Raw genomic sequence first — 26172 nt, 5'->3', positions numbered from 1 at the left:
GAAGTCTCTGTGTATTTACCGGGCTAGCTGCTTTCAGTTCCTCTCGGAAGCGACTGGGGTGAGTCTCAAGCCGGCTGCTCAAAATGTCCCGATAGCGAGGCCGCAGGCGAGTGAACACCGGAGGCGTACCCTCGCGGTACGTCGAGGATGCTCACTCGCCGAGAACGAAGCTAGCGGGCATTTTCAGCAGCCGATCAGTCGGACTTCATGAGCTCGCGTAAGACATTCGTCGCATACGCGCCGGGCGGGAGCGAGAACGAGAGGGTGAGCACGGTGCCCTCCAAAGCCCAGTCCAAATCGACAAGGCGCGTTCTGAACGAGCGCCGTTCACCGCGAAACCCGCAAGCCTTCGCCGCCTCGGTGAGACTCTCCGGCGTAGCGCCGCTCTCGACCACCACAGCCCGTTCGATCTCGCCAGGCTCTCCCGTGGCCCACGACACGCGCGACCCGAAGAGGATGCCGGTAGGACTGATTTCGAACTGGTCCGCCCTGGGCTGTTCCACCGCGGCATCCTCAACCAGAAAACAGGCGCCGTTCTCCATTTTCATGGCCCAGTCTCCCACCAGGATGCGATCGATCCGATCCAACCGTCTGGCCAGCATGTCATTGAAGAAGTGCGACTGATAGGAATTGAGATACCACATGCGCTTGGACCGGCTCAGCTTGTTGCGGCGAACAGGGTCCACCAGCAACTCGGCTCCCGTCTGGTAATTCAGTCCACTCCGTCCTTGCCGTTGCGGACCGAAATAGTTCGGCACCCCTCGCCGCGCCAGCATGTCGGCGACTAGGGGTACCGTTTCGCGGGCATGGCTGGCGACATCCCTGATCACCAACCGGAAGACATTGCCGGCATGATGCCCCGGACGTAACCGATTGCGATGTCGACCCAGGACCTCCACCGACAACAACTGTTCGTCCACTTTCAGCCGATCCAGCCGGTCAGGAGTCACACCCAGCAGTGAAATCATCTGCGTCGTCACGGCCCTGGCATCTTTGAGGCCCGCCACCCCGATCGCCTGCGCTTTCACCCCCAAGACCGAAGAGAGTCGCAACACGAGATCCGGAGTGGAGAGCAGGCGTTTCTTGATCTTGATGTAGAGATGCTCGCCCTCGCCGCAAGGAAGATAGAGCGGACGTTCCTCGACCTGGAAATCTTCCGGCAGAGCCCGCATCTGTCCGCCGATGCCCGGTACTGTCGCAGTCAAAAACGGCATGGTCATGGTCTAACAGGCCCCTTCTTCATTCGCACGTCATCGCCCTTACCACTTCGTCAATCCCGATGAGGGACAAGACGACTCGCATGGTATACTTCCCCTATGCTCTTCCACTCAGTCTACAGCCACAGAATCTATCAGAAACCTCGGACCTACCTACTAGCGACAGGCCTGTTCGTCACCATGCTGCTGATCGCACTGTTCCCAGACAACTCATCGAGCAGAGAGCGCACGATCTTTCAACAATTCACACAACATATCGGCAAACAAATCCACCACGACAAGCAAGCCTTTGCGCGAGCGAACAACTGCCTCTCCTGGTTTTATCAGGCAACCAAGGTGCCTCCCCCGTCCGTGCAGGGAATCAGCTGGAACATGACGCCTGCATCCCAGCTCGACCGGGATTGCCCTCGCGATTATCCAGGCGGAATGGATGACGCGCGGGATAACTTTTCCAAAACCCAGTCAGTCCTCTCGGTCAGCCTGACCTTCTACGAGTTCGCCCTGGTTGCCGACCGGAATGACGATGCCACCTACGGGCCAACGGAACTTCAAGACTTGTTCCGTTCCCTCTCCCTCCCCTACCGTCAAGGGGATCCAACCTCGAAACAGGCCGCGGCGCTGACGGAGCGATTCGACAGCTGGTACCGCAGCCGTAATATGGACGCCTTGATGCAAGGCATGAGCGATCTCTACGGACGGGGCTATCGTGTGACCCCCTCAGATCGCGTCGAGCTGGATCGGATGATGGGATGACGCGACGCATGCGATCCTGGCCCGATCGTGCCCGTTCCTTCATCGGACATTCCCTGAGTGAGCCGCTCTATCGACTCTTTGGTCTCGTGCCCCATTGGGACATAGGACTCTCCCGCCACGAGATCTCACGGCTGACTTATGTACATGGGCCCTTGGCCGGCAAACGAGCCGTCCATCTCAGCGATCTTCATCTCGACCGCTATCTGCCGCGACATGATCTCATTGTCGCCGCCACCGGCGATCTCCAGCCAGACTGGATCTTTATCACCGGCGACCTGCTCAACGTGCCGGAAGGCCTGCCGCATGTGTTTCGATTTCTCGCCGGCTTGCGTGAGATTGCCCCCGTCTTCATCACCTTAGGCAACCATGACCACTACAGTGGCGTGCCGATCGATCACTATGCCGAACTCGCAGACCGCCATAAGATCACCCTCTTGATCAATCAGACCACCTACATCCCAATAGAGGGTGGCGAGATCGCCATTGTCGGTGTCGATGACCCCTCACTGCATCGGGCCGACTTGAGCTGTCTGCCGCCGAGCGCACAGAACCGCTACACCCTGTTGCTGGCCCATGCGCCGAACATCCTCGATCAACTGGAAGACCACCATGCCGTCGATCTGATCCTCTGCGGCCATAGCCACGGAGGTCAATGGCGCATCCCCGGCGTTCCGACCTTCTGGCTCCCACCTGGATGCAATGGACGGATCGAGGGGCACCATGGAACGCCTGGGCGACGGCTCTATATCAATCGTGGACTCGGATGGTCGTTTCTTCCGTTGCGATGGAATTGCGCGCCGGAGATCGCCTGTATTCAATGGGTCGACGAACAGGCGCAACCAGAAGGCTGAAGGTTATGACTCGAAGGTCCGAACACTTCAGTCTTCAGCCTATAGACCTTCTCGCCTATTCGAAGGGTTTCACGACTGCTTGATCCGCTCCAACGCCTCCCGCGATCGACTCCGGACCGTTTGATCCCAATCCTCCACCATAATTGTCGTCAATATTTTCTCCGCCGCGCGCGCGCGCAACCGGCCTAACCCCAACGCCGCACTGGAGCGGACATAGGCATGGTCATCCTCCAGCGCCTTGAGTAACAGAGGAACGACGGTCATGTCGTTCAACACACCAAGGTGGCTGGCAGCCATCCCACGAATCCGATGTTGCTTATCATCCAGTGCCCGCTGCAGGGTCGTTGCAAAAAGGTCACGTAACGCAGGCGTGACAGACTCCAAGCCTTTGGCGCGATATTCGTTCACTTCAATCAAGGCAAAGGCGATCTCCAGCTTCTTCTCCCGCCCCTTCGCCTTCTCGAACAAGGCCAACAGCGTCGCTCGATCTCGCCGCTTCGCCCTGCGTCGGTTGATCGATCGGACCACCATCCATAGGCCTGCCGCGATCACCAATCCGGCAAACGCCATGGGGATGGCTTGGTCGATCACATACTCCTGAGTCTCCAGCGCCAAACGCTTCCAAACCCAGACACAAGTAATGACGAGGCCGATGACGACCACGATGGCAGTCGGACTAGCCTGGCCTGATTCGTTTCGTTGCATAGAACCCGCATCATAGGGAGGCAGGCGTTGCGCCGTCAACGGAAGACGGGGATAGAGCCTGATGATCTTCTGTGCTCGCGCAACGCGCGGCCTCAGAAGGCCCTCGAAGGCCGCGCGCAATGGAGACCCCGGGCTTTCCCTTGTGGCCCGTCTCGCTCATCCAGCATGTCTCGCACATTTCGCGCTTCAATTCGGCGACGATTCATATTTAATGCGTATGCAAAATGCCACTCAGGATCAACCAGTCTCGGACAGATGATCAACTTGAAAGGATTCTCACGAGGTAGGAAGCAACCACGCAATCCTGCACGAGGATAATGGTTTCAATTTCACGATTGAGCGTCGCAGACAAGCAGGTATACCGCTGCTGGTGATTGAATCTTGATCGAAGAGCGCAGACAAGTTAGTATCAACCGCTCGTTTCCCCGACCTCACCGGAGAGTTCGAGGCCCTAGTGGCAGACAACCAGATAAACCCATCAACCGCAACGCGAGGCATTCAGCTCCAGCTGATTGCACCTCTCCGTCGTCCCTTGCCTTCCAATGTATTCGAGCCAAAAGGCGTCGTGTACACAAAGCGTTGGGTCGTTGAACTACTCCTGGATCTGAGCGGCTACTGCTCGGATAACAACCTGGTGGATGCTCTGGCCATTGAACCAGCGGCTGGTGATGGCGCATTTCTCGGTCCCATGATCGAACGCCTGGTGGAATCGTGCAAAAATCTAGGCCGACCATTGTCTGAATGCCAACATTCCTTAATTGCATACGAGCTGGATGAAGAGAGCGCTGCTCGTGCACGCGCAGTCGCCCAAAATATCCTAATGACTCGTGGCGTAAAGCCCCTGCTAGCCAAACGACTAGCCGACGCGTGGGTGTTAAACCGAGACTACCTTCTGGATGCCGACACGAGACAGGCAGATTTCATTATCGGAAACCCTCCCTATATCCGCCTTGAGGATATTCCAGAGGAAACGGCCTCGGTTTACCGCAACGCGTATCCAACGATGCGCGGTCGAGCCGATCTCTACGTGGCCTTTTTCGAAGCCGCGCTTCGACAGCTAAAGCCCGGCGGTGTATGCGCCTTTATCTGCGCTGATCGATGGATGCGTAACCAATATGGGGCAGAACTGCGGCAGCTTATCAGTTCGACTTATAGCGTTGAATTGCTCCTGAGCATGCACCACGCCAACGCCTTCGACGATGAAGTAGACGCCTATCCGGCGATTACGGTGATTCGGCACAAAAAACAGCAGTCGACCGTTGTGGCACGTGCCGATCAGGACGCTGAGAATATTCAGCCAAGACAATTGGCAAAGACGCTTCAGACGAACGGCCGGGACATACTGCCTCAAGGTATCCATCGGGCAGTGGTGAAAACATGGTTCAAGGGAGCTGACCCCTGGCCCTGCCATTCGCCAGAACAGCTGGCACTCCTCAGACGACTGGAAGATCAGTTTCCTCCTCTCGAAATGAATGCCAAGGTGGGAATTGGCGTCGCCACTGGAAACGATCGTGTCTACATCACGACCGATGCAGATCTTGTGGAACCTTCCCGTCTCCTCAAGCTCGCCCTTGCGAAAGACCTCGCGGACGGAACGGTGCGATGGTCCGGGCACTATCTAGTGAATCCTTGGAGCCACGAGGGGCTGGTCAATCTGAAAACCTATCCGAAGTTGCAAGCCTACTACGAGCACCATGCGGCAGCCCTGAAGAAGCGCCACACAGCGGAGAAGAGTATCGGCAAATGGTATAAGACGATCGACCGCGTCAACCATCTCCTCACCGATACACACAAACTCTATATCCCGGATATTAAGAACCGGCTGGAGCCGGTCTTGGATCGGGGCGAAACCTATCCGCACCACAATCTGTATTTCATTCAGTCGGACGAGTGGGATCTCGAAGTACTCGGAGGCCTCCTGATGTCGACGGTCGGACAGTTCTTCATCGAATCCTATGGAGTCCGCATGCGAGGCGGCTATTTACGTTTCCAGGCACAGTATCTGCGCCGGATTCGTGTCCCCGCCCCGAAGACCTTGTCCAAGATACAGTCCCATGAACTGAAGGACGCCTTTCGCCATCGTGACAAGCCCCGTGCAACCCAAGTGGCGTTGGCTCTATATGGAATTAACGCTCGCACGATGGAGGCAGCGCTTGAACATTGAGAAGAGACTGCAAGCCGCCGTCCAAAGCTACTGGAACGCCCGAAGGCAAAATAAAGAGAAGCAGGTCAAGTCAGGGAAAATCGATGCTGGGACACGAGGCGAGGTCACTGGAGGCACTCAGATGGGTGCCCTGGAGGTCTTAGTTTCTGACATCCTGTGCGAAGCCGGATTAAAGAAGGTTGATGTCCGCACAAGGACCGCGCTTGAGCTACCTGGTTATTTCAGAGCCACGAAAAAATGGGACCTCATTGTCATCTCAGACGGCGCGTTGGTCTTAGCCATGGAGTTTAAATCCCAAGCAGGCAAGTCTATCGGCAATAATGTGAACAACCGTTCAGAAGAAGCGGTGGGCAGTGCCAAGGATATTTGGACGGCCTTCCGAGAAGGCCGCTTCGGTCAGGCCCCTCCCCCATTTCTTGGCTACCTGTTCTTATTGGAAGACCGCGACAACGTCAAAACTCCTGTCGTCAATAAGGAACCGTACTTCCAGGTAGACCCTGAATTTCGCGGGGAAATTCATCTCAAAGACACAGCGGCCCTCCGGAGGTATAAAGGGGTCTCTTATGGCAAACGTTACGAGCTGCTCTGTCGCCGCTTGGTCCTAGAGCGGCTCTATACCTCAGCCTGCTTCATGATGGCTACGAACTCACGAAAAACCACAATCACGCAACCAGCTGAAGACCTAAATTTTCAGCGCTTCGTGGCCGCTCTACGAGGCCACGTCGTCACGTTCTTGGGCAGCCGTAGTAAGTAGCTGCACCGCATGAGCTAGCAATAGCTCGGACACGGCTTTCCGTAAGCTGACGAGGCTCCGTGAGTCTTCAGCTCCGAAGCTCCTGAAAAAACTCTTTGCCGCTCAGGATTTTCGTCTTTAACAAAGCCTGCAACATCTCTCTTCGACCGCCATCAATAAAGCCTCTCATGTCATTTGTAACAAAAACACTTCTTCCCTCTCGAGCATGCGCGTCAAGAATCATTGCATCTCGAAGTTGCCGACGCTGACCATTAGAGAGTTGCCCTCGCCTACCAGACTTTGGAAATAAACCATTTGAGATGATTTGAATTATGGATTCCATGTAATCGTCGCCACCACCGACAACACAGTTGTCCACTTCACTCTCATCTGCGATGCCAAGCTCTAGGACTTTCCCCAACCCTGCCACCTGCAATCTTCTATCACCATGGCCGAGTTCTCGTTCTGTCACCGAAACAACGACAACGTCCCAACCCATAGATCTTGCAAGTTCAATTAAATCGTCTGCTGGTAGCACGTTGGTATCAAGAGTTACGGGCTTCAGCTGTCTACCCTCCCTAGTCAAAGAGCATGAGCACGAATACTAGTTGGCACTCAGAGTTTAGTCATGGGCTACAACTTACTGTCGGTGGGCGTTAACTCGCCAAGATAGCTAACTACCATCATACGTGGAGCCAAACAAAAGTCTACATACCAACGCTCCCAAATACTCGCTCATCATTTCTTCAGGGATGGAGGCTGATCGATCTTCCACTGCGCGCGTTCAACGAGGGCCTTCTCAGGCCGCGCGTTGCGCGAGCACAGAAGATCATCAGCCTCCATCCCCTCCTCTGCTCTAACCCATCCCTCCAAACTTGAATACTTCCTCCAGATGGGAACGGCACCCGTAGTGGTCCGACTGTGCGCGCCTGCTCTATCCTTACTTCCTCCAAAGGGCGGCCTGGTCGATCCTCGATTGCGCGCGTCGAACGAGCACATTCTGATCGTGCGCGTTCCGCGAGCAGGAGGACGACCAGGCTGCCCGCCTCCCCCCTTGAATCTCCGTTCTAGTGCGGACTATCCTCAGAACATGGACTTACCGGACCTCAAGGACGATCCCTATCTGAAAGTGCTGCGGCCGCTCGTCGAGGCCTACCTGGCCTTTTGGCGCGTCGATGGTCGGCATATTCGTTCGATGCGGCTGACGCCGTCGCAATTCGACGTCATCGCTACGCTCGGAGACACCGACGGCATGACCTGTTCCGAGCTGTCGTCGAAAACGCTCGTCACAAAAGGCACGCTCACCGGTGTGCTCGACCGCCTCGTCGCGAAGGGGCTCATCAGACGGGACGAGGTCAAGGGAGACCGCCGTTGCACCCATATACGGCTGACCGATAAGGGCGACGCCCTGTTTCAGAAAGCCTTCGCCGCGCATATCGCCTTTATTCGACCGTTTTTCGAACGGGCGCTGAATCAGAAAGATGCAGAGACGGTGCGCACGCTCCTCCTTCGTCTCCGCGACAGTTTTCAACAGGAATCCAGCTAACGCCGTCCATCTTCTGCCTATGCGCTTGACGATTCTCGGATCCGGCACGAACCTCCACCCCACCCGAGCGGCCTCGGGCTATCTCGTCCGCACCGACCAGACAATCCTCTTGGACTTTGGCCCACGTACGTTGGTGAACTTACTAAAAACCGGCGTCAATCGGCATCGGATCACCCACATCCTCTTCTCTCATTACCACGCCGATCACTTTTCAGACTTCATCACCTACTTTTTCGATGCGATGATCTTTACGAAATACGAAGGGGGGACGCGGCCGCCGCTCACGGTGATCGGTCCGCGCGGGACCAAGAAGTTTTTCCAAGCCCTCTTCACCACCATGCCGGGCTTCTCACATGCGCCATTCGCGGTTCATTTCAAAGAAGTGGCCGATCGGGCCTTTACGATTGGAAAGACGACGGTGATTCCTCGAACCGTAACCCACACAGAGAATCTCCATTGCCTGGGCTATCGAATTGAATATGGCGGAAAGGCATTGGCCTACTCAGGCGATTCACAATACTGCGACAGCCTGGTGCGCCTCTGTGGGGATGTCGACCTGGCGGTGCTGGATTGTTCATTCCCGGCAAGCCGGCCAAGCCCGGTCCATCTCCATGCCGGTCAATGTGGACAAGTGGCTAAAGAGGCGGGAGTCGGCACACTCGTGTTGTCGCACTTCTATCCAATCACTGAACGATACAATGTGCAGGAGCAGGCGGGAGAAGCGTACGGGGGAAAGATTGTGGTGGCGAAGGACTTAATGTCGATCAAACTGTAGAAGGCTGCTGAAAAAGTCCGCCAGCGGCGTTCTCCCCTCGAAAGCATCCTCAACGTAGCCAGAGGCTACGCCTCCGGTGCTTTCATCGGCTGCAGCCTTGCTGGACGGCCTTTTTGAGCAGCCTTCAAGACTCCATCCGTTCGTCATTGTATCTCCTCATTCGCGAACGCCGCTTCACGAGGAACGTTTCACGAACTACAAGCCGCCTTCGCGGTTATCGCAACCCAGGATTTCGATGAACTTCGTCAGGCGGGCTTTCTTGAGAGGGTCGTCGAGCTTGGAGTAGATAGCCAGGAGGTTTTTAATCATGCGAGAGAGAATCGCGCGCACCGGACTCTGCTGGAGATATTTCTCGTCGACTCCATAGCCGGCTTCCGTGAGAAAGCGCTGGCAATTCTTCTCGGTCAGCAACGCCCCCCCGTTGAAGCAATCGACGAAAACTTTGTAGCGGTCCGATTCATACTTCACGAGGAAATGACCCGGCATCCCGATCCCATGAACCGGAAGGCCCAGCCGCTTCCCGACCAGGAGGTAGACCGTCGAGAGACTGATCGGAATACCCGTGCGCCGGTCGATCACGCAGTTGAGGTAACTATTCTCTAACTCGTAATAATTCTTGGTATTACCTTTGAACCCCTGCTCCGTAAAGAGGTACCGGTTCAACGTCTTGATCGTTTCCTCGCCCGATGCGCGGGGGCCGATTCGCTCCTGAACTTCCTGCGCCATCTCGTCGAGCTGTCTGGCATAGGAAGAAACCGTGAGGGTGGGATAGGCATAACGAGCGATCAGAAAGGCGCCCTGCTCAAGATCCATTAAGCCATCGGGCCGCGCCGCCAACTGCGTGAGTTCATCCTCGAGATCGCCGCCGCGGATTTCCTCAAGGATCGAGACGAATCGATCGGCCATTTCAGGCTGTTCGATTTCCGCTTCCTGCAGGAGGGGAACGGCTGAGGGGCCGATGTCGATGAGTTTGCCGCTGATGGTCCGGACGATCTTCTCGTCCTCATCGGCCAGCAGCCGGATCAGGGCCCGGATTTGACTCTCGTTAACCAACATGGTGGGACTCCCGGACAGCCCGCCCATTAACCCATGGCCCGACGGAACGCTTTGGCGCTCCCGTAGAGACAGATCGCGTCGAATATGACCATGACGACCACCACCATTGCGACGTGGGGGAGCGCCTCAGTCCAGCCTGACAGAATCAACGGCCGCACCGCGTCGATCGCCCAGGTCATCGGATTGAAGCGCGCCAGAAATCCCATCCACCCGGGCATCGCCTCCAAGGGCACCAACGCCGAGCTCAAGAAAATCATCGGGAGCGACAGGAATCCCAGGACCGAAAAGAAATCGCCGTGACTTTTCACGGAAAAGGCCATGGCCATGGAAATGGCCGTGAGACCGACACCGAAGAGCATCCCGATCATTAAGATTGCGGCGATGCCCAGCAACCCCGTCGCCGGTTGAACGCCGAACAGAAAGGCGACGCCGAGGATCACGAGCACTTGGAGCGAGGTAATCGTCATCACGAAAATGAAGCGGCTCAGGATCACAGAACTCCGATGGATCGGCGTCGTCATTAACCGTTCCAGGAACCCGTTCTCCTTGTCGAACAGCAGATCCACACCCCCGGCCAGTCCGTTATTGAGGACCGTCATAACGACCACACCGGCGGTCAGGAAGCTGATGTAGTTCGGGGCCTGCGTCACCTGCACATCAGCCGCCCGCTGGAACAGGTTGCCGAAAAAGATCAGCCAGAACAGCATCGGCTGCACGAGCGTGAACAACATACTGAATTTTTCGCGGCTGAGCCGCCGGACCCACCGCATCGTCAATGCATGAATTTCTTGCCAGTACTGCGCCACTGTCTCTCCTTATACCGTCTGAATGTCTTGAACCGATTCGGTCATGGACCGTCCCGTATGGGCGATGAACACATCGTCCAGCCGCGGCCGGTGGTACTCGATAAACTCCAGCCGGCAATCCAATCGATTGGCTGACTCAAGAATTGCCGGCAGAGCCTTCTCTGGCGAATCGACCCGGATATCCAGGCCGGTCGCTGTCGCCTTGACCGCTCGCATGGCCGGTTGTCCCGTCAGGGCAGACACCAATGCGGGGATCTTCGTCAGATCCTTCAAGGTCAACGACACGATATCGCCACCCAGCCCTACTTTCAGTTCAGCCGGCGACCCGAGTGCCTTGATCTTGCCGACATCGATGATGGCCAACCGATCGCAGAGCTGGTCTGCCTCATCCAAATAATTCGTCGTCATCACGATCGTCATGCCGCGCGCTTTCAACATCCGCACATAGTCCCAAATCCTGAGCCGACTCTGCACATCCAAGCCCAACGTCGGCTCATCGAGGAACAGAATCTTAGGATCCGGCAACAGACCGCAGGCAATGTCGAGCTTCCGTTTCATCCCGCCGGAATAGGTCTTCGCCGGACGATCGGCTGCCTCTTCCAGTTCCACCAGCTTCAGCAACTCGCCGATCCGTTTCGTCGCTTCGGCCTTCGACAGGTGATAGAGCGCGCCGAGCAGTTCGAGATGCTCCCGGCCGGTGAGAAAGCGATCGATGGCCCGCTCCTGGGGCACGTAGCCGATCAGTTGCCGGACAACGTCCGACTCACGCACCGTATCGTGGCCCAAGACGCTCGCCGTGCCAGACGTCGGCGTCAGCAGCGTGATGAGCGTCCGAAGCGTGGTGCTTTTCCCCGCCCCGTTCGGGCCGAGTAAACCGAAAATCTCGCCGGCATAGACCTGAAACGACAAATCGGAGACGGCCGTCTGCGCATCATAGGTTTTCGTCAGGTGCGACACCTGGATAGCGATGGCGCGATCCATTAGCCCCAACCCTTCGCACCGGATTGATCGTGCATCATGAACTCGATGAGGTCGCTGAGACGGCGGGCTTGTTGGTGAAGACTGTCGGCCTCCAACAGAAACTGCTTTTCCAAGGGCGTACACTCCAAGTAGGTGGATAGGGTGTTGACGAAAATCTCATCGCTGACTTCTTCACGGAAAAATTCTTGCCAGGTGGGCGCCTCATCGCGGGACCGGAGATAGGATTCCAGGATGGTGAACAGGCGCTGGCGGACCGTGGGGTCCAATGACGCCTCGGCGCCATGAACCGTGACCGCAATGGTGGCCTCACGATAGGGCTTGTCGTACCACTCGCGTTCAATCTCAAACCGTTCCAGGCCTTGCAGCATGATATTGGATCGGCCATCGGCCATCGGCTGCACACTCACCAGCCGACCGACACAGCCCGTCGAGAATACGGGCGGATGACCGTAATAGTCTGTTTCCCACCCGTCCTTGAGCAGGGCCATGCCGATGCACTGCCCGCTTATCGCCGCATCCGAGACCATGGTGCGGTAGCGTGGCTCAAAAATATGCAGAGGCAGATAGGTCTTGGGGAACAACACGACGTTCGGAAGCGGGAACACCGGGATCCTCGAGGGAATAGGAAAGGGCGTCGCGCTGTCACGCCGGTCATGTTCGTGGGGCTCTCGCCCGTGATCGGTCTGCATAACTCACGATAGCTGATGCTCGCCAAAATTGTCAACGGAAAGAGCGGGGCATCGCTCACCCGTTAAGTTGGTAAAACCCTCATCAATACAGGGGATTTGTGCCACCTACCGAAGCATGCTATAAGCGCTGGTCGCAGTTCCTCCACCTCACGAACGGTCTTTCGCGCATGGCCAACATACGGCATCATCTTCGGCACCTCCTCCTTCTGTCGAGCAGTCTCCTCGTCGTCGTACCGGGACTCGCGGCCGATACGGCGGAGGAGTTTCGAATCGCCCGGGAGGGCTATCGCTATACCTTTCCACGAGATCATGGAGCGCATGAGGCGTTTCGCACCGAATGGTGGTACTACACCGGCCAGCTGACGGCGAAAGATGGCCGTGCCTTTGGCTATCAACTGACCTTCTTCCGCCGCGGCATGCCGCGCGAGCACACGAACACCCTGCCGTCACAATGGGACGTGACGCAACTGTACCTCGCCCATTTCGCCGTGACGGACCTCAGCAAGGGACGATTTCGTTATGCTGAAAAGATCAGCCGGGCCGGCTTGGGCAAAGCCGGTGCTACAGACGATCGCCTTCACGTCTGGATCGATCGGTGGAGTGCCGAGTCGCCAGTGGCAACCCCTGCGATACAGACCCTCCAAGCAGCAGACGGCGACCTGGCCATCCAGCTCACGGTCTCGCCGGACAAACCACTCGTCGTACATGGCACAGACGGCATCAGCCATAAAGGTTCGGCCCCTGAACAGGCGTCCCACTACTATTCCCTCACGAGACTGGCCACGACCGGCAAGCTCACAATCGGGAACGAATCATTCGATGTGACCGGTACGAGTTGGATGGACCATGAGTTCGGCTCGGCGGAGCTTGGCAAGGATCTGGTTGGATGGGACTGGTTCAGCCTACAGCTCGACGACCAGAGGGAACTGATGCTCTATCGGCTCCGCCGCGCCGACGGATCGGCCGATCCGGTCTCCAGCGGGACCCTCGTCGACCGCGACGGTCACGGGCACCACCTTTCGATCGGAGACTTCACGCTCGAGCCCACGAGTCATTGGACCAGTCCTGCGAGCAAGGCCCTCTATCCGCAACGTTGGCGCTTGACCATCCCCTCCCAACAACTTTCGTTGGAACTCGCTCCCCTCATGGCAGAACAGGAACTATCCACCACGCGCAGCACCCAAGTGACCTATTGGGAAGGCGCCATCGAAGCCCGCGGCACGACGCAGGGGCGGCCCATTCAGGGGAAAGGCTATATGGAGTTGACGGGGTACGCAGAACGATTCTCGAAGAAGCTATAGCAGGATGCTGAAAAAGTCCGCCAGCGGCGTTCTCGCATCGTTCAGACCCTCAACGTACCTCAGGAGGTACGCCTCGGCTCTTCACTCACTGCGGCCTTGCTGGACGAAATTTTTGAGCATCCTGCGGAATATTCGTCTATCGTCGCCCTGTATGCTATTGGGTTTCCTGTGTGCCAAAATAGATGCCTTGCAACCTCTTAGGTTTCACACCACAACACCATGCTGATTCGAACCGCCTTGCGTCTTGCACAATTCGCCTCTCTGTTACTTGTCTTGTCGTCTCTCGGCTGCCAAAAGGACAGCGAAGCGATCGTCTCCATCGCGCTCCATCCGACCAACGCGAACATCCTCTACGTCGCGACGAACGATGCGGTCTACAAGTCGCGGGATGGAGGCCAGTTGTGGGAACGGTTCCCAAGCTTTAGCGCCAGGCGGGTGACGACGCTCGCGATCGATCCTCAGTTCCCGGCCACGATCTACGCCGGCACGATGGCCGACGCGGTCTACAAGAGTCCCGATGGCGGGCAACATTGGCTCCCCCACAACGTCGGGCTCAAAGAGCACGTCTCCTTCATCAATGAATTCGTCTTTCACCCGACCGACCACGATCAGATCTACGCTGCCACGACCGTCGGCGCCTTTTACACAAAAGACGGCGGACGAGAATGGGAAGAGCGCATGGCCGGGATGAAGGAGGTCCACATCGTGGTCTCCATCGCCATTCATCCCCGCGATCCACGAATTCTCTTTGCCGGAACGACGGGAGGGGTTTACCGGTCCGACAATGCGGCGATGGGATGGAAGAAGATCAACAACGGGCTGATTCCCGAGCAGGAACTGATGGGGGGAATGGCGCTGGGGGTTAATGCCCTGGTCTTCGACGTCGTCAACCCGGACGTCATCTATGCCGGAACGACGAAGGGCCTCTTTCGCTCCGCCACGCGCGGAGATCAATGGGAACGGATCGGGCAAACGCTCCCCGACCTCTTCGTGAGCAGTATCTTGATCGATCCGGCCGAGCCGAAGACCCTCTATATCGGAGGGCCGAGCGGCGTCTGGAAGAGCCCCGACAGCGGACAGACTTGGAGCGCAATCAATAGCGGACTGACCTCGCTGAACATTCGCACGCTCGCCATGAGCCCGCGCGATTCACACATGCTGTTTGTCGGCACGAACGGCAGCGGGCTCTACCGCTCGACCGATGCCGGCGCGATCTGGACACCCCTGCCTCTTACTGCCACGCCGGCTCGAAGTTAGCCTCAACGTTCCAAGGGCTGCTCAAAAAAACTGCCCCGTGAAACGTGAATCGATACACGTGAAAGGTGTCGGAGGGCAAGCATTCGGCAGTCCAACCTTTCAGCTTTTACGTTTTACCTTTCACGGCTCACTAGAGCCCGTTAATAGCCGGTCTTGGGAGATGAGTCGCTGTGCCGGTAGCGGCTGCTGTAGGACAACATCTGGTCCGACAGGGCCTTCCACTCTTCCGCCGTCATGAGATCCTTCATCTTGAACCGGAGCAAGAGAATCTTCGCGGCCGACTGCATCCGCTGATTATTCGAATCATCCAGGACCTTGGTGAACTCCTCCGGGGTCGCCGCGTAGTTCGCGTTCAACTCATACAGCTTACGATGCCCCGCACGAGCGACCTCACGGCTCGCCTTCAATTCCGCGACAATGTCGTTCACCACCGCTTTGACTTGCGCGGCCTTCCCCTGATCCTTGACCGTACGATCGATCAACGAAGCCATGTCCTGCTGGCCCTTCTGCCAATAGCCATCCCCTTTACCTTCACTGGCCATTCCATGATGATGGTGGCCCGAACAACCGGCCAACGCAAACACGGCCACGAGCCCGAGAACATACTGCTGAATACGCTTCATGGGATCCTCCTGGTAAATAAAGATGGATGAGATGTTGTCACGGCTGCGGTCCTTCCCGTATCATCCCCTTCACCACTATGACTGACCCTATCACAACCCCAGCCGATTATACCCTGACGCTTCGTGAGGAGTTTCGTCATCACCTCGAAACATTCTATGCCCAGCTCAAACTAGCACCGCCCTATGAGAGCGTCGAGAAAGCCATTCGCTCCCTCACGACTTCGGTCCATGCGTTGCCCCCGAATGAACGAGAACGCCTCGCCACCGATGCTGCCGCTCGCTGGCAACACTTTCGCCAGGCGTTCGAAGCGTCCGGGCTCAGCAAAAAGCACCGAGGCATCATCGCAGGCCTCGCCCGCAACCGCTCCAGCCTGAATCTCCCTGCGGAATACGACGTATTCCTGAGTCTGTATAACGCTTGAGTTAAGACGGCAACCTGGCTCCTTCGAGGATCTCCCGGAGCTCTTGATACACCGTCGTCAGCCTGGCGTTCTCCAGCCGATAGGCGAAAATAGTGGTCAATGCTCCTGATATGAGAAACACCAGTCCAAGCCCGACAATCCCAAGTGCCAGCACCACCCCGCGAAATGCCGCCAGTTCCCCTTCTATAAACAGGCCAATCAGAGCCCCCACCATTCCCACCAACACCAGCACAAACCACGTACCGGTGAGGAGGGCCGACGACCAGGGCGTGAGTTTGCGGCATACCACCGACAGGGCATCACCGTCAGGGGAGAGCGAGATCAAGCCCTTTAACGGCCACAAGGTGCGAAAGCCGATAGCAAAGAGCCGATACTTCTGACGAATCACAATCTGGTTCAGATGCGGGAACCACCGCGCAGTGCCATGCGGCAAGATCAACAGCCCTTCGGCATCGAACCGGTCGGACAATTGCGCCATCGTGATGTGCGTGAATCGATCCTGCGTACGGGCCACCCCGCAGCCATAACGACTGGCATCCGGCGTGAGACGCACGAAGTAGAGCCAGTCTCCGAGAATCAGGCCGAGACACAGCGCCGCGGCAAAGAAACCTGCGAGGATCATGCTCGTACCTATCCCATAGGGGCGGCGATCGAATCAAGTGACGGAACCGAGCAACACTGTTGACTCACCGCAGCGAGTTGGCTAGAGTAGCCACGTTTGTTGTTCGGGCGGGGCTCCTCGCTCCTATTCAGATGCTCTGCCGCATACATTTTCCCCCACTGGAGCTGCGACCATCCGGGTAATCCCTGTTTCGTCGGGGAACGCTAATCGCACAAGTTGTGGAGTCGGAGGTGACATGGATTTAGCGAAAGTTGAGCGCGTCTATACGTCCTACGCCGGAATCTACGATCGGATTTTCGGCAAAGTGTTCCACGAAGGGCGTGAGTCCGCGATTCGAAACTTAGACGTGCAGCCTGATGAGAAAATTCTTGAAGTCGGAGTCGGCACCGGGTTGGCCCTGCCGATGTACCCTCGCCATTGTCAGATCGTCGGAATCGATTTCTCCGAAGGCATGCTGGAGCGAGCGAAGCAGCGCGCGGTAGAACACCGGATGGACCATGTGCTGCTCCATCGGATGGATGCCGGTGCCATGGACTTCAAAGACGACAGTTTCGACACGGTCGTCGCGGCCTATGTCGTCACCGCGGTCCCCGACTACCGCAAGGTGGTCAACGAAATGATCCGCGTCTGCCGGCCCGGCGGACGCATCATCATGCTGAATCACTTCAGCAACGACAATAAGATCATCGCCGCCATGGAGAAAGTGATCTCCCCTCTCACGAAGCACTTAGGGTGGCGGACAGACCTGTCGCTTCAGACGGTGCTGGATGGTACGTCGCTGCACGTGGCCCGGAAGCAGAATGTGAATCCCTTGCGGTTCTGGGTTTTAGTGGAATGTGTGAACGGGAAGAACGTGAACGGGAAGACGCACCTCAACGGCGCAAAAAACGGAAACAGCGCCCCGGCCTATGCCCCTCTCAACGGCAGTCATCGTACCAGCGGAGAAGCGCTGGCCTAGCTACCAGGAAGCACACCACGTTGAACCGATGAGCAAGGGACTACTGACCTTCATCGTTCTGCGTTCATCATTCAGCATTCATCGCTGAGCTGTCCACGCGCTGCTGCTCGAACGATTTCCAGTTCTGCCATTCCCCGCCTGGAATAATCGTATTGCCCACCAGGCACTGGCCTGAAAATCGCTGCACGATCACATCGGCCAGGAGCGAAAGCACCTGACCTGCATCGCGGCCCTGTACCCCACGGACCCGCAACACCAGGCCGAATCCTGGTCCATCGAGCGGTCCATACAACATGCAATGGACGCCTGTGGTATCCCTTGCGTCCTGTATCGAGACCGGCAGCAGATCCCCTTCCCACTGAACGGACGCATGACGTCCTGCTGACGGCGCGGTGGCCTGCCAGGTACAGGGCGTACCGGCCACCGCCAGCTCCGCCAAGAGCCACGTCACCGTCGGCCAGTCCGGCATCTCGCTTTGAAAGGTCCATTGCGCCACCTGCTCCAACGACAAGGGCTCAAGGCTCGGCGCCGCCACTTCTTCCAACTGCGCTTCGTCGCACACCACATAGAGTTCGCCCTGCGGATCGAACCAGAAACGCAATTTCCCGTCGGTCAACTCCGCCTGGATAATCCCAAGCGTTGAGCAATCGGCCCCTTCCTGCTCAAACATGGAGAAGTCCGTCACGCCGGTCATCGTCATTTTCGCCACACGGGCCATCTGACGAATACGATAACGAATCACGACAGTGACGGTGGTCCCCGCCAACACCTCGCGGCCCGAGGCTTCATCCAACAGCCGCCGCTTCGATACCTGCACATCCGTCACATAGCCGCCGCGAAACCCGCCGGTGTGGCCAATGAGCCACCGCACATCCTCGATATTCACCACCTGATATTTCATAGAATTATGGCTCGCGAGCGTTGAACGATTTGAGGACGCTGCCAAAATAACTTTTTCAACTCAGCTGGACTTCTACCCTAAATGAGAGCGGACGCTTCTACAGGCTGCTCAAAATGCTCCGATAGCGAGGCCGCAAGGAGAGCAAACACCGGAGGCGTACCCTTGGGGTACGTTGAGGATGGTTGCGAACCGAGAACGAAGCTAGCGGGCATTTTCAGCAGCCTGCTAGGCTAGAAGAGGGGCTGTTGCTGTTTAAGCCCTTCAACCTGACGCACCAACTCTTCCACACGATCCTGCAAGCGGGCATTCTCCAGCCGAAGCAGGTCTAGCCGATTCAACAGCTGTTCTTGCTGAATCTCTGTCCATTGCAACGTTCGCCGCAAGCCCTCCAGCTCCAGCTGCGTCTGTTGCTGTTCGTCTGTCTGAATTGCCATATTCCTTACCTGTCCTGCAAAGAGAACATCGTTTGCCTAGTATAATTCTTGGGAGCGCGGGCGTCTATCGCGACCTTCGCCAATGTTTGAGCCATGATGGAGCGCAGAGAGGGGCAGCGCGCCTCAGGGAGGTCCACTTATGCCAGACATGGGACAGAGACTCAACACATCACATTGAGATTCGATGACGTCGGGGATAGTTGTAGCAAAAGGGAAGGAGAAACGGCTAGCGCTCGCTGATTGGACTCCACCAGGACACGACGGGGCGCTGATGCCGAGACCTAATCGTGGCTGGTACTTCGTAGGACCAGCGCTGATCCAGGCCTGCAGCTCGACAGAGATTCGCCGCAATGGCGGCCTCTTCAGCCCCTTGATTCACCATGACAAACAACCCGGTCGCCGTCAGATTCGACGCGATTCGAGAAAAAATGGCATGAGGCGTCAACAGGGCAAGCGGAAGCCGCCAGGCCAAGACCGGCGCCGGTGTGACGAACGGATACCAGGCCGTCACCACATCGGCCTTCTGGTCGTACTGCGCATAACTTGAGACGACAAAGCTGGTCTGCGGGAGCCCTTGGACATAGCCCTGTGCATAGTCCCAACGGCTATAACCGTTGGCATAGATGCGATAACCTTCCACTTCCACACCCGTCAACGCGGAAGGGCGGAAGAACGACTGGAGGACGCGCGCGTACCAGAAATTGCTTGAGCCCACATCATGCACGACAACGCCAGCTGGACGGGGCTGTCCCCATGCCGTCCAAGCTTGATTCAAGATGTCGAGGTACTCGTAACTCTTCAGGGCGGTGCGCTCCTCACAGTATCGTTCGAATCGCGCGGTAAACTTGCGTCTCAGAAAGGCAATTCTCGCTTGTTGACCATCGGCAAGCGCTGACAATTGGACGGCCGGCCGTTCTCGATAGATCCCGCGTGACCAGCGAAGTCCCTCCCCGAGCCGATACCAGAATGCGTGGTACCCCGAACGAAGTCGTTGGCGAAATGTATAGCAAGGGGGGACACCTGTACTGAAAGTCGAAAATATGCCGGCAGACTCAGGAACAGCCGGATCGATGACATTCTCCATATCTCCTTGTCGGTCACATAGCCTGAGGGCTGAAGAGGAAAAAACAAGTGGCGACAAATACCTATCGCCTCCACGAATCATTTCACTTGAACCAACTCTCAAATCAGGATAATGCTCAGGACGTTGGACGCTAGCCGATGCCTGAGAGGTACCAATGCGTGCGGTCTGCCTGAAACATGTTCCGTTTGAAGGTCCAGGAGCCTTCGCAACCTCGTTGGCCAACCACGGCTATTCGCTCGACTGTTGCCTTGTACCAAAGGATGGCCTCCCCCCGGACCCTGGCGACCTCTTGATCATTATGGGCGGGCCAATGTCGGTGAACGATCCCGATCCATGGATCGCCGAGGAGACCGCATTTATTCGCTCCGTCCTGCTCGCCGGCACACCTGCCATCGGCGTATGCCTCGGCAGTCAGTTCATGGCGAAAGCGCTCGGCGCAACCGTACAGCCTGGTGCCGGTCTGGAAATCGGCAAAACGAGGATCAGGCTCACCGAAGAGGGAAAACAGGACCCGGTATTCGGTATGTTTCCCGAATCGCTCTCGGTCTTCGAGTGGCACGGAGAGATCTTCGACTTGCCGCCGGATTGTGTGGCCCTGGCAGGCTCGGAGATGGCCCCGTTGCAAGCCTTCCGCTATGGTCCCCATGCCTACGGACTGCTGTTTCATTTAGAGATAGAGGCGGAGGGGATCGACGCGCTCTGTCAGCACTGTGCCACCGATCTCGCTCGGGCACAGTTAACCGCGACAAAGGCCTTGATGGGGCTTTTCCCCCACATGTGGCTGTCACACCAAATCGCTGATCGCTTGATCGATCATCTCATCAATTCCGCACGTTGATTACCGCCTCGTTCCTGAAGTAGCCTAAGGGCTCCGTCGCGCCCTCAATGGGCTTCATTCTAGAAAAGGAGCATTCTGCACCATGGCCGGTTTTCCAATTGAAGTCGCAACCAGAATTAAAACACTGCCTCCCTATCTGTTTGCCGCCATCGACAAGATGAAGCAGGCGGCGATTGCTAAGGGTGTCGATATCATCAACCTCGGCATCGGCGATCCGGACTTGCCGACACCGACTCCGATTATCGAAAGCCTCGCCCTGGCTGCCAAAAACCCCAAGCACCATCAATATCCCTCCTACGAAGGAATGCTGTCGTTCCGGACAGCCGTGGCCGACTGGTATAAGCGCCGGTTCAACGTGACGCTGAACCCTGCCGACGAAGTGCTGACCCTGATCGGCTCGAAGGAAGGAATCGGGCACATTCACTTGGCGTTTGTCGATCCGGGCGATATCGTCCTGGTCCCGAGCCCCGGCTATCCGGTCTATCCGGTCGGTACCGGCTTCTGCGGCGGCATCTCGCACCTCATGCCGCTGACGAAGGCCAACGGTTTTTTACCTGACTTGAACGCGATCCCCAAGGATGTGGCGAAAAGGGCCAAGCTGATGTGGCTGAATTCGCCGAATAATCCCACGTCGGTCATCATGACCAAGGACTACTTCAAGCGCGTGGTGGAGTTTGCGCAGGAGAACCAGGTCATCGTCTGCCACGATGCGGCCTACTCGGAAATTTATTACGACGGCAAACCTCCTGTCAGCTTCATGGAAATCGACGGAGCCAAGGACGTCGGCGTGGAGTTCCACTCGCTCTCGAAGACCTACAATATGACGGGCTGGCGCATCGGCTTCGTCGTCGGCAACAAAGACGTCTTGGCAGGCCTCGGCAAGGTCAAGAGCCAGCTGGACTCCGGCGTGTTCGAAGCGGTGCAGGCCGCAGGAATCACGGCGCTGGGATTGGATGATTCCGTCACGGACGGCCTACGGAAGATCTATCAGGAGCGGCGCGATACCTTGGTGCCTGGGCTGAAGAGCCTGGGCCTCGAAGTCGATCCACCACCGGCCGCATTTTATATCTGGGTCACGGTGCCGAAGGGATACACCTCCGCCTCCTTTACGGCTCATTTACTGGAGAAGGCCGGGATCGTGACGACACCGGGCAACGGCTTCGGAGCGCCGGGCGAAGGTTATATCAGGATGACCGTTTGCACGACGAAAGAACGGCTGGCAGAAGCGGTGGAGCGGATTAGAAAAGTAGGATTCTAGGCTGGGGACGTGAAGCCGAGGCGAGGGCTTGCTCGCGGAACGCGCACGATCAGAATATGCTCGTTCGACGCGCGCAGTCGCCTCTCGCCCCGGCACCTCGTCTCACGGTGCGCCACGATCATCCTTCAGGAGAGAGTAAGAAAAGATGGGACGCGAGACGGTGTTCATCGGGTTCGGCTCGAATGTCGGCGATCGGCTCGATTTCTGCGATCGGGCAGTCACCCTGCTGGGCCTCTTGCCGCACTCACAGCTCCTCGGCGTGTCGATGCTCTACGAGACGGAGCCCGTGAATGATCATGCCCAGCCGGGGGACGGGTGGTTCTTAAACGGCGTGGTCCAGATTGAAACGGATATCACGCCGAAAAGCCTGCTCGACATCCTCCGGGAGATCGAACGTGCGCTGGGACGGGACGAGGATCATCGATCCGGCCCCAGAACGATCGATCTGGACATCCTGTTCTACGGACAGCAGACGATCGATGAGCCGGATCTCGTGGTGCCGCATCCTCGCATGCACCATCGCCGGTTCGTCCTCATGCCCTTGAGCGAACTCGATCCTCTGTTCATCCATCCGGTGCGCCAACGTACCATCAGCCAATTGCTTGCCGAGGCGGAGAAGCAGCCTGAAGTCCGCCTCCTGTTTCCCCAGCCCTCGACCCGTTATGGTTCACGCCCTGCATGCAGCCAGCCCCCAGGTCCATGAAGATTATTCGTACCATCCGCTCCATGACATCCTGGAGCGAACGATTGCGCCGCGACGGCGTCATCATCGGATTCGTTCCCACGATGGGCGCGTTGCATGACGGCCACCGTGCGCTCATCCGAGCGGCACGGCTCCGTTGCGATGCGCTCGTTGTGAGTATTTTTGTGAACCCGACGCAGTTCGGCCCGCGCGAAGACCTCACGCGCTATCCTCGCCCGATTGCCAAGGATCGGGCGCTGTGCCGCGAAGAAGGGGTGGACGTCTGCTTCGAACCGACAGCCGAGGTGATGTATCCCGAAGGCTTTCAAACGGTCGTGACGCTGCCGGAGATTGCGCGTCGATGGGAAGGCGAGGCCAGACCCCATCACTTTCCCGGTGTCGCCACGGTAGTGACGAAACTCTTCGGAATGGTCCGTCCCCATCTCGCCCTGTTCGGCCAGAAAGACTATCAGCAGGCTACACTGGTTCGACAACTGGTGAAAGACCTCAATCTCGGTGTGGCGATCGAGGTACGCCCGACGGTCAGAGAAGCGGATGGGCTGGCCATGAGTTCACGCAACGTTTATCTCAACGCCGAAGAACGGATGATCGCGCCCTGGCTCTCTCGGGCACTTCGAGCAGGCAAACAGGCCATCGAAGGAGGAATGAAGAATGGGGAGGCGATTGAACGGAGCATGCGGAAGACTGTCGAACAGGCACCGGCCATTCACGTCGAGTACCTGGCCGTCTGCGACCCCGACAGCCTGGAGCCTCTAACCAGGGTCACTCATCGTGCGGTGATGTTGGGCGCCATTCGGATCGGATCGATCCGCTTGATCGACAATCTGCCAGTGAACGTGCCGGGTGGAAAGAATCGCGCTCGCTAGTAGTTTGTTGACAAACTACCGAGCCACTGCAGAAATGCGCATACCAGAACAGTTGCAGATGCTGTCAGACGTCGTCGCAGGCTGTTCAGAAAGGCCGTCCAGCAAGGCCGCAGCAAGCGGAGAGGCGAAGCGCACTCTCGACAGTACGTTGAGCCTCTGCGCGCCGCGAGAACGCTGCTGGCCGCCTTTATCAACAGCCTGCTAGATGTTGAGCATGGGGTCGAGACCCTGACCGACTAAGAGCCCGAGCACCACCTGGCCCAGACGGCGGTAATGATCCGGCGGGACCTCCAGGAAACGGATGCCCGTCGAGGAGGGGTGAACGGAACAGACCATCGCCGTCTCGATATAAATCGCGTCGTCCTCCACCGTGGGCTTCAAGAGCAATTCGACAAAGGCCCCCTTCGAGAATCCCGTCGTCTGTAGGGTGCAACCATCCATCGAAATGTCGGTAATGCGGTTGGTCATCGACTGATGGCTGTCGAGCACTTGCACTTCGATGGAGGCCGGAAGGCGCGTATACTGCCGACGATCGAACGCCTGGGTGTTGTACCGTGCACCGGCATAATATGCACGAAACCGATTGGTGCAGAGTTGACATCGAAACGGGAACACATTCACGCGGCCCAAGAGACGCTCGAGCATACCCTCCTGGTAGCTCACGCGGACGAATGAGGCCCCGCAAATAGGGCAATGTAGCTCTCTCATGAGCCGGAACGAGCCTCCTGCCGCGCCGTCATTTGCTCGGCGAGAATGGGTTCGATGCAGGCGGGCGAGTACGTCGCGGGCTTGACCCATTTCCCATCTTCGCGCTTATAGCCGCCGACCTTGCTCATATTGGATCGATGGACTTCTCGAAAGACCGGAGGCATGTCGATGCCATAGGACACCGCCGTGCCGTAGACGACGTAGAGAAGATCCGCCATCTCCTTCGCAATGGACGACAGATCGTCAGAGGCGAGCGCCTCTTTCAACTCATCGAATTCTTCTTGAATGAGCCTGACACGTAATTCGCGCGTCCGCCCGTCGGCGACCGTCGGAACTGGATTGACGACGATCTCGAAATTCCGGTGAAAGGCTTCGACCATCCCCTGTTCGTCTGCCATCAGGCACTCCTCATTCATGCTCAAAGGGTAACGCCTTGCGTGAAACCAGTTCCACAGGGTCCAACAAAGGGATCTCTTTCTCCGACGACACGCCAAGCTCCTTGAACCGGCGAGCGGCCGGCAAGATCCTCGTTTCCAGCGATCCGACTGCCTTATTGTAGGCCAGGACGCTCTTCCCGAGGGCCTGCCCGACGTCGTTCAAATGCTCGGTTAGCACGGCCATCCGCTCGTAGAGATCCTTCCCCAACCGCCCGGCCTCCTCGGCATGTTCGGTCATGCGTTCCTGCCGCCAGCCGTAGGCGACCGCCCGCAACAGCGCCATGAGCGTCGTGGGAGTGGCCAGCACGACGCTTCGGAGAAACCCGTCTTCAATCAACCGTGGGTCATGTTCGAGCGCAGCGCCGAGAAATTGTTCGCCTGGCAGAAATAACACGACAAATTCCGGCGCCTGCGCGAATTGGTTCCAGTAGGCTTTCACGCTCAACTCGTCCATGCGCGACCGCACTTGGGCGGCATGGCGGCGCATGCCCTCCAGGCGCTGCTCCTCGGTCGGGGCTTCATGCGCGTCCAGGTAGCCTGCCAACACCGTCTTGGCATCCACGATGATCTGCCGGCCACCCGGCAATTGCACCACCATGTCGGGACGGAGCCGGCTGCCGTCGACCGTGATCGATTCCTGCTCGAAGAAATCGCAATGCGCCACCATGCCGGACAACTCGGCCACACGCTTGAGCGTGATCTCGCCCCATTGGCCGCGGACGGCCGGGGCGCGAAGCGCTTTCACCAGGTTGCCGGTTTCCGATTGCAGCTTCTGCTGCGACTCGGCTAACAGCTTGAGGTGTTGATCGAGCCCTCCGTAGGCCGCTTGCCTGGATTGCTCCAGCTGCCGGAGCTGGTCGTCGTAGCGGTGCAACGAATCTTGCAGAGGCTGGACCAGACTATCGATCGCCTGTTGCCGTTGAGCGAGATCGCCCTTGGCCTCGGCCTGCAATGTTTCGAACGAGCTGCGCGCAAGATTGAGAAAGGCTTCGTTGTTCTGTTTGAGGGCTTCGCCGGAGAGGGCTTGAAACGTCTCGGCCAACTCCTGTCGGGCCTGGCCCAGCAGAGTCTTTTGTTCGTTGAGATGGAGCGCCGCCTCAGCCGCCCTGGTCTCCGCCACCGCACGGGCGCGAGAGGCCTCGGAAAGGTCCTGTCTGACACGATCAAGATCAAGACGATCCTGTTCTGCCTGCCTGCGCAATTCGCCCGCCAAGGCTTCGGCCCGCTGTGCCCGTTCACCGGTGGCCAGCAGCTGTGCCTGCAGGCTTGCACGGACACGGGACGCAATCCAGAACCCGACGATCAACGCACCGAGGATCCCGCCAATGAGAATCCCCAGGCCAAATGCTGTGCCATCAATCATGGGTGACCATCCACATCATTGCTGCCGACCCATATTGAACCAAGCTGTTGAGTGTTGCTGAGAGGAAGAATTTTCTGAAGGGTACGTAAACACTGCTCAAAGGTCAAGGTCGCACCGCCAG

The 26172-nt window shown here is 57.6% G+C and carries 29 protein-coding genes; 14 read left to right on the top strand and 15 right to left on the bottom strand.

Annotated elements, in window-relative coordinates:
- Nucleotides 1-194 precede the first annotated feature (194 nt).
- Nucleotides 195-1214 (bottom strand): tRNA pseudouridine(13) synthase TruD, encoded by a 1020-nt coding sequence (locus tag Q7U76_16625; GenBank protein ID MDO8358002.1) that lies wholly within the window; start codon nucleotides 1212-1214, stop codon nucleotides 195-197.
- Nucleotides 1215-1316: 102 nt separating this feature from the next.
- Here Q7U76_16625 and Q7U76_16620 point away from each other — a divergent pair, with 102 nt between their 5' ends.
- Nucleotides 1317-1970: a hypothetical protein gene (locus Q7U76_16620; protein MDO8358001.1), complete on the top strand. Its 654-nt coding sequence runs from the start codon at nucleotides 1317-1319 to the stop codon at nucleotides 1968-1970.
- A complete protein-coding gene (locus tag Q7U76_16615) occupies nucleotides 1967-2821 on the top strand; it encodes a metallophosphoesterase (GenBank protein MDO8358000.1) in 855 nt (284 codons plus the stop codon). The genes Q7U76_16620 and Q7U76_16615 overlap by 4 nt, the downstream gene beginning before the upstream one ends.
- A gap of 69 nt (nucleotides 2822-2890) precedes the next feature.
- Here Q7U76_16615 and Q7U76_16610 read toward each other — a convergent pair whose 3' ends face one another.
- A complete protein-coding gene (locus tag Q7U76_16610) occupies nucleotides 2891-3526 on the bottom strand; it encodes a HEAT repeat domain-containing protein (GenBank protein ID MDO8357999.1) in 636 nt (211 codons plus the stop codon).
- A 565-nt stretch (nucleotides 3527-4091) separates the two neighbouring features.
- On the opposite strand from Q7U76_16610, the gene Q7U76_16605 reads away from it, so the two are divergent.
- Together Q7U76_16605 and Q7U76_16600 are read left to right on the top strand one after the other, a co-directional pair.
- Nucleotides 4092-5690: an Eco57I restriction-modification methylase domain-containing protein gene (locus Q7U76_16605; GenBank protein ID MDO8357998.1), complete on the top strand. Its 1599-nt coding sequence runs from the start codon at nucleotides 4092-4094 to the stop codon at nucleotides 5688-5690.
- The gene (locus Q7U76_16600) at nucleotides 5647-6444 is read left to right on the top strand and encodes a PaeR7I family type II restriction endonuclease (GenBank protein ID MDO8357997.1); all 798 of its coding nucleotides are present in this window, start codon (nucleotides 5647-5649) and stop codon (nucleotides 6442-6444) included. Before Q7U76_16605 ends, Q7U76_16600 begins: the two co-directional genes overlap by 44 nt.
- Nucleotides 6445-6511: 67 nt before the next feature.
- Here the strand turns inward: Q7U76_16600 and Q7U76_16595 are convergent, their stop codons facing one another.
- A complete protein-coding gene (locus tag Q7U76_16595; GenBank protein MDO8357996.1) occupies nucleotides 6512-6922 on the bottom strand; it encodes a hypothetical protein in 411 nt (136 codons plus the stop codon).
- A 591-nt stretch (nucleotides 6923-7513) separates the two neighbouring features.
- Here Q7U76_16595 and Q7U76_16590 point away from each other — a divergent pair.
- A complete protein-coding gene (locus Q7U76_16590) occupies nucleotides 7514-7969 on the top strand; it encodes a MarR family transcriptional regulator (GenBank protein MDO8357995.1) in 456 nt (151 codons plus the stop codon).
- A gap of 19 nt (nucleotides 7970-7988) precedes the next feature.
- Nucleotides 7989-8744 carry an MBL fold metallo-hydrolase gene (locus tag Q7U76_16585; GenBank protein MDO8357994.1) on the top strand — a complete coding sequence of 252 codons (756 nt, stop codon included), beginning with the start codon at nucleotides 7989-7991 and terminating at the stop codon, nucleotides 8742-8744.
- Nucleotides 8745-8939: 195 nt separating this feature from the next.
- Here the strand turns inward: Q7U76_16585 and Q7U76_16580 are convergent, their stop codons facing one another.
- The 4 genes from Q7U76_16580 to Q7U76_16565 are packed head-to-tail and all read right to left on the bottom strand — an operon-like array spanning nucleotide 8940 to nucleotide 12276.
- The gene (locus Q7U76_16580) at nucleotides 8940-9800 is read right to left on the bottom strand and encodes a transglutaminase-like domain-containing protein (protein ID MDO8357993.1); all 861 of its coding nucleotides are present in this window, start codon (nucleotides 9798-9800) and stop codon (nucleotides 8940-8942) included.
- A 26-nt stretch (nucleotides 9801-9826) separates the two neighbouring features.
- Nucleotides 9827-10606, bottom strand: a complete 780-nt coding sequence (locus tag Q7U76_16575; protein ID MDO8357992.1) for an ABC transporter permease — start codon at nucleotides 10604-10606, stop codon at nucleotides 9827-9829.
- A 9-nt stretch (nucleotides 10607-10615) separates the two neighbouring features.
- A complete protein-coding gene (locus Q7U76_16570) occupies nucleotides 10616-11587 on the bottom strand; it encodes an ATP-binding cassette domain-containing protein (protein MDO8357991.1) in 972 nt (323 codons plus the stop codon).
- Nucleotides 11587-12276 (bottom strand): LON peptidase substrate-binding domain-containing protein, encoded by a 690-nt coding sequence (locus Q7U76_16565; protein MDO8357990.1) that lies wholly within the window; start codon nucleotides 12274-12276, stop codon nucleotides 11587-11589. Before Q7U76_16565 ends, Q7U76_16570 begins: the two co-directional genes overlap by 1 nt.
- A 98-nt stretch (nucleotides 12277-12374) precedes the next feature.
- Here Q7U76_16565 and Q7U76_16560 point away from each other — a divergent pair, with 98 nt between their 5' ends.
- Nucleotides 12375-13577 carry a lipocalin-like domain-containing protein gene (locus Q7U76_16560; protein MDO8357989.1) on the top strand — a complete coding sequence of 401 codons (1203 nt, stop codon included), beginning with the start codon at nucleotides 12375-12377 and terminating at the stop codon, nucleotides 13575-13577.
- 219 nt (nucleotides 13578-13796) lie between these two features.
- Entirely contained in the window at nucleotides 13797-14834 is a 1038-nt protein-coding gene (locus Q7U76_16555) for a hypothetical protein (GenBank protein ID MDO8357988.1), read from the top strand.
- Nucleotides 14835-14974: 140 nt separating this feature from the next.
- On the opposite strand, the gene Q7U76_16550 is transcribed toward Q7U76_16555, so the two are convergent.
- A complete protein-coding gene (locus Q7U76_16550) occupies nucleotides 14975-15457 on the bottom strand; it encodes a lipoprotein (protein ID MDO8357987.1) in 483 nt (160 codons plus the stop codon).
- A gap of 77 nt (nucleotides 15458-15534) precedes the next feature.
- Here Q7U76_16550 and Q7U76_16545 point away from each other — a divergent pair, with 77 nt between their 5' ends.
- On the top strand, nucleotides 15535-15879 hold the full coding sequence (locus Q7U76_16545; protein MDO8357986.1) for a hypothetical protein: 345 nt from the start codon (nucleotides 15535-15537) through the stop codon (nucleotides 15877-15879).
- Between the two features lies 1 nt (nucleotide 15880).
- On the opposite strand, the gene Q7U76_16540 is transcribed toward Q7U76_16545, so the two are convergent.
- On the bottom strand, nucleotides 15881-16501 hold the full coding sequence (locus tag Q7U76_16540) for a hypothetical protein (GenBank protein MDO8357985.1): 621 nt from the start codon (nucleotides 16499-16501) through the stop codon (nucleotides 15881-15883).
- Nucleotides 16502-16736: 235 nt separating this feature from the next.
- Here Q7U76_16540 and Q7U76_16535 point away from each other — a divergent pair, with 235 nt between their 5' ends.
- Entirely contained in the window at nucleotides 16737-17459 is a 723-nt protein-coding gene (locus Q7U76_16535; protein MDO8357984.1) for a methyltransferase domain-containing protein, read from the top strand.
- Nucleotides 17460-17526: 67 nt separating this feature from the next.
- Here Q7U76_16535 and Q7U76_16530 read toward each other — a convergent pair whose 3' ends face one another.
- From Q7U76_16530 to Q7U76_16520, 3 genes are all read right to left on the bottom strand, one after another.
- Nucleotides 17527-18360, bottom strand: coding sequence for a hypothetical protein (locus tag Q7U76_16530; protein ID MDO8357983.1), 834 nt, complete (start codon nucleotides 18358-18360; stop codon nucleotides 17527-17529).
- A 230-nt stretch (nucleotides 18361-18590) separates the two neighbouring features.
- Nucleotides 18591-18794, bottom strand: coding sequence for a hypothetical protein (locus tag Q7U76_16525; protein ID MDO8357982.1), 204 nt, complete (start codon nucleotides 18792-18794; stop codon nucleotides 18591-18593).
- 226 nt (nucleotides 18795-19020) lie between these two features.
- A complete protein-coding gene (locus tag Q7U76_16520; GenBank protein ID MDO8357981.1) occupies nucleotides 19021-19878 on the bottom strand; it encodes a hypothetical protein in 858 nt (285 codons plus the stop codon).
- Nucleotides 19879-20032: 154 nt separating this feature from the next.
- Between Q7U76_16520 and Q7U76_16515 the strand changes: the two genes are divergently transcribed.
- From Q7U76_16515 to panC, 4 genes are all read left to right on the top strand, one after another.
- Entirely contained in the window at nucleotides 20033-20716 is a 684-nt protein-coding gene (locus Q7U76_16515) for a type 1 glutamine amidotransferase (protein MDO8357980.1), read from the top strand.
- Nucleotides 20717-20798: 82 nt separating this feature from the next.
- The gene (locus tag Q7U76_16510; protein MDO8357979.1) at nucleotides 20799-21974 is read left to right on the top strand and encodes an LL-diaminopimelate aminotransferase; all 1176 of its coding nucleotides are present in this window, start codon (nucleotides 20799-20801) and stop codon (nucleotides 21972-21974) included.
- A 145-nt stretch (nucleotides 21975-22119) separates the two neighbouring features.
- Entirely contained in the window at nucleotides 22120-22677 is a 558-nt protein-coding gene (gene folK / locus Q7U76_16505; GenBank protein MDO8357978.1) for a 2-amino-4-hydroxy-6-hydroxymethyldihydropteridine diphosphokinase, read from the top strand.
- The gene (gene panC, locus Q7U76_16500) at nucleotides 22674-23543 is read left to right on the top strand and encodes a pantoate--beta-alanine ligase (GenBank protein MDO8357977.1); all 870 of its coding nucleotides are present in this window, start codon (nucleotides 22674-22676) and stop codon (nucleotides 23541-23543) included. The genes folK and panC overlap by 4 nt, the downstream gene beginning before the upstream one ends.
- A 201-nt stretch (nucleotides 23544-23744) precedes the next feature.
- Here the strand turns inward: panC and Q7U76_16495 are convergent, their stop codons facing one another.
- From Q7U76_16495 to rmuC, 3 genes are read right to left on the bottom strand one after another with little or no spacing between them, the layout of a single operon-like run.
- On the bottom strand, nucleotides 23745-24188 hold the full coding sequence (locus tag Q7U76_16495) for a PilZ domain-containing protein (protein MDO8357976.1): 444 nt from the start codon (nucleotides 24186-24188) through the stop codon (nucleotides 23745-23747).
- A gap of 59 nt (nucleotides 24189-24247) precedes the next feature.
- Complete coding sequence (locus Q7U76_16490; protein MDO8357975.1) at nucleotides 24248-24649, bottom strand: MazG nucleotide pyrophosphohydrolase domain-containing protein; 402 nt, start codon at nucleotides 24647-24649, stop codon at nucleotides 24248-24250.
- Nucleotides 24650-24659: 10 nt separating this feature from the next.
- Nucleotides 24660-26051, bottom strand: a complete 1392-nt coding sequence (gene rmuC / locus Q7U76_16485; GenBank protein MDO8357974.1) for a DNA recombination protein RmuC — start codon at nucleotides 26049-26051, stop codon at nucleotides 24660-24662.
- Nucleotides 26052-26172 lie beyond the last annotated feature (121 nt).

The sequence above is a fragment of the Nitrospirota bacterium genome (genome assembly GCA_030645475.1).
In the GTDB taxonomy this organism is placed as follows: Bacteria; Nitrospirota; Nitrospiria; order Nitrospirales; family Nitrospiraceae; genus Palsa-1315.
The sequence above is the reverse complement of the archived record's forward strand: the minus strand, read 5'-3'. Positions and strand labels throughout refer to the sequence as shown.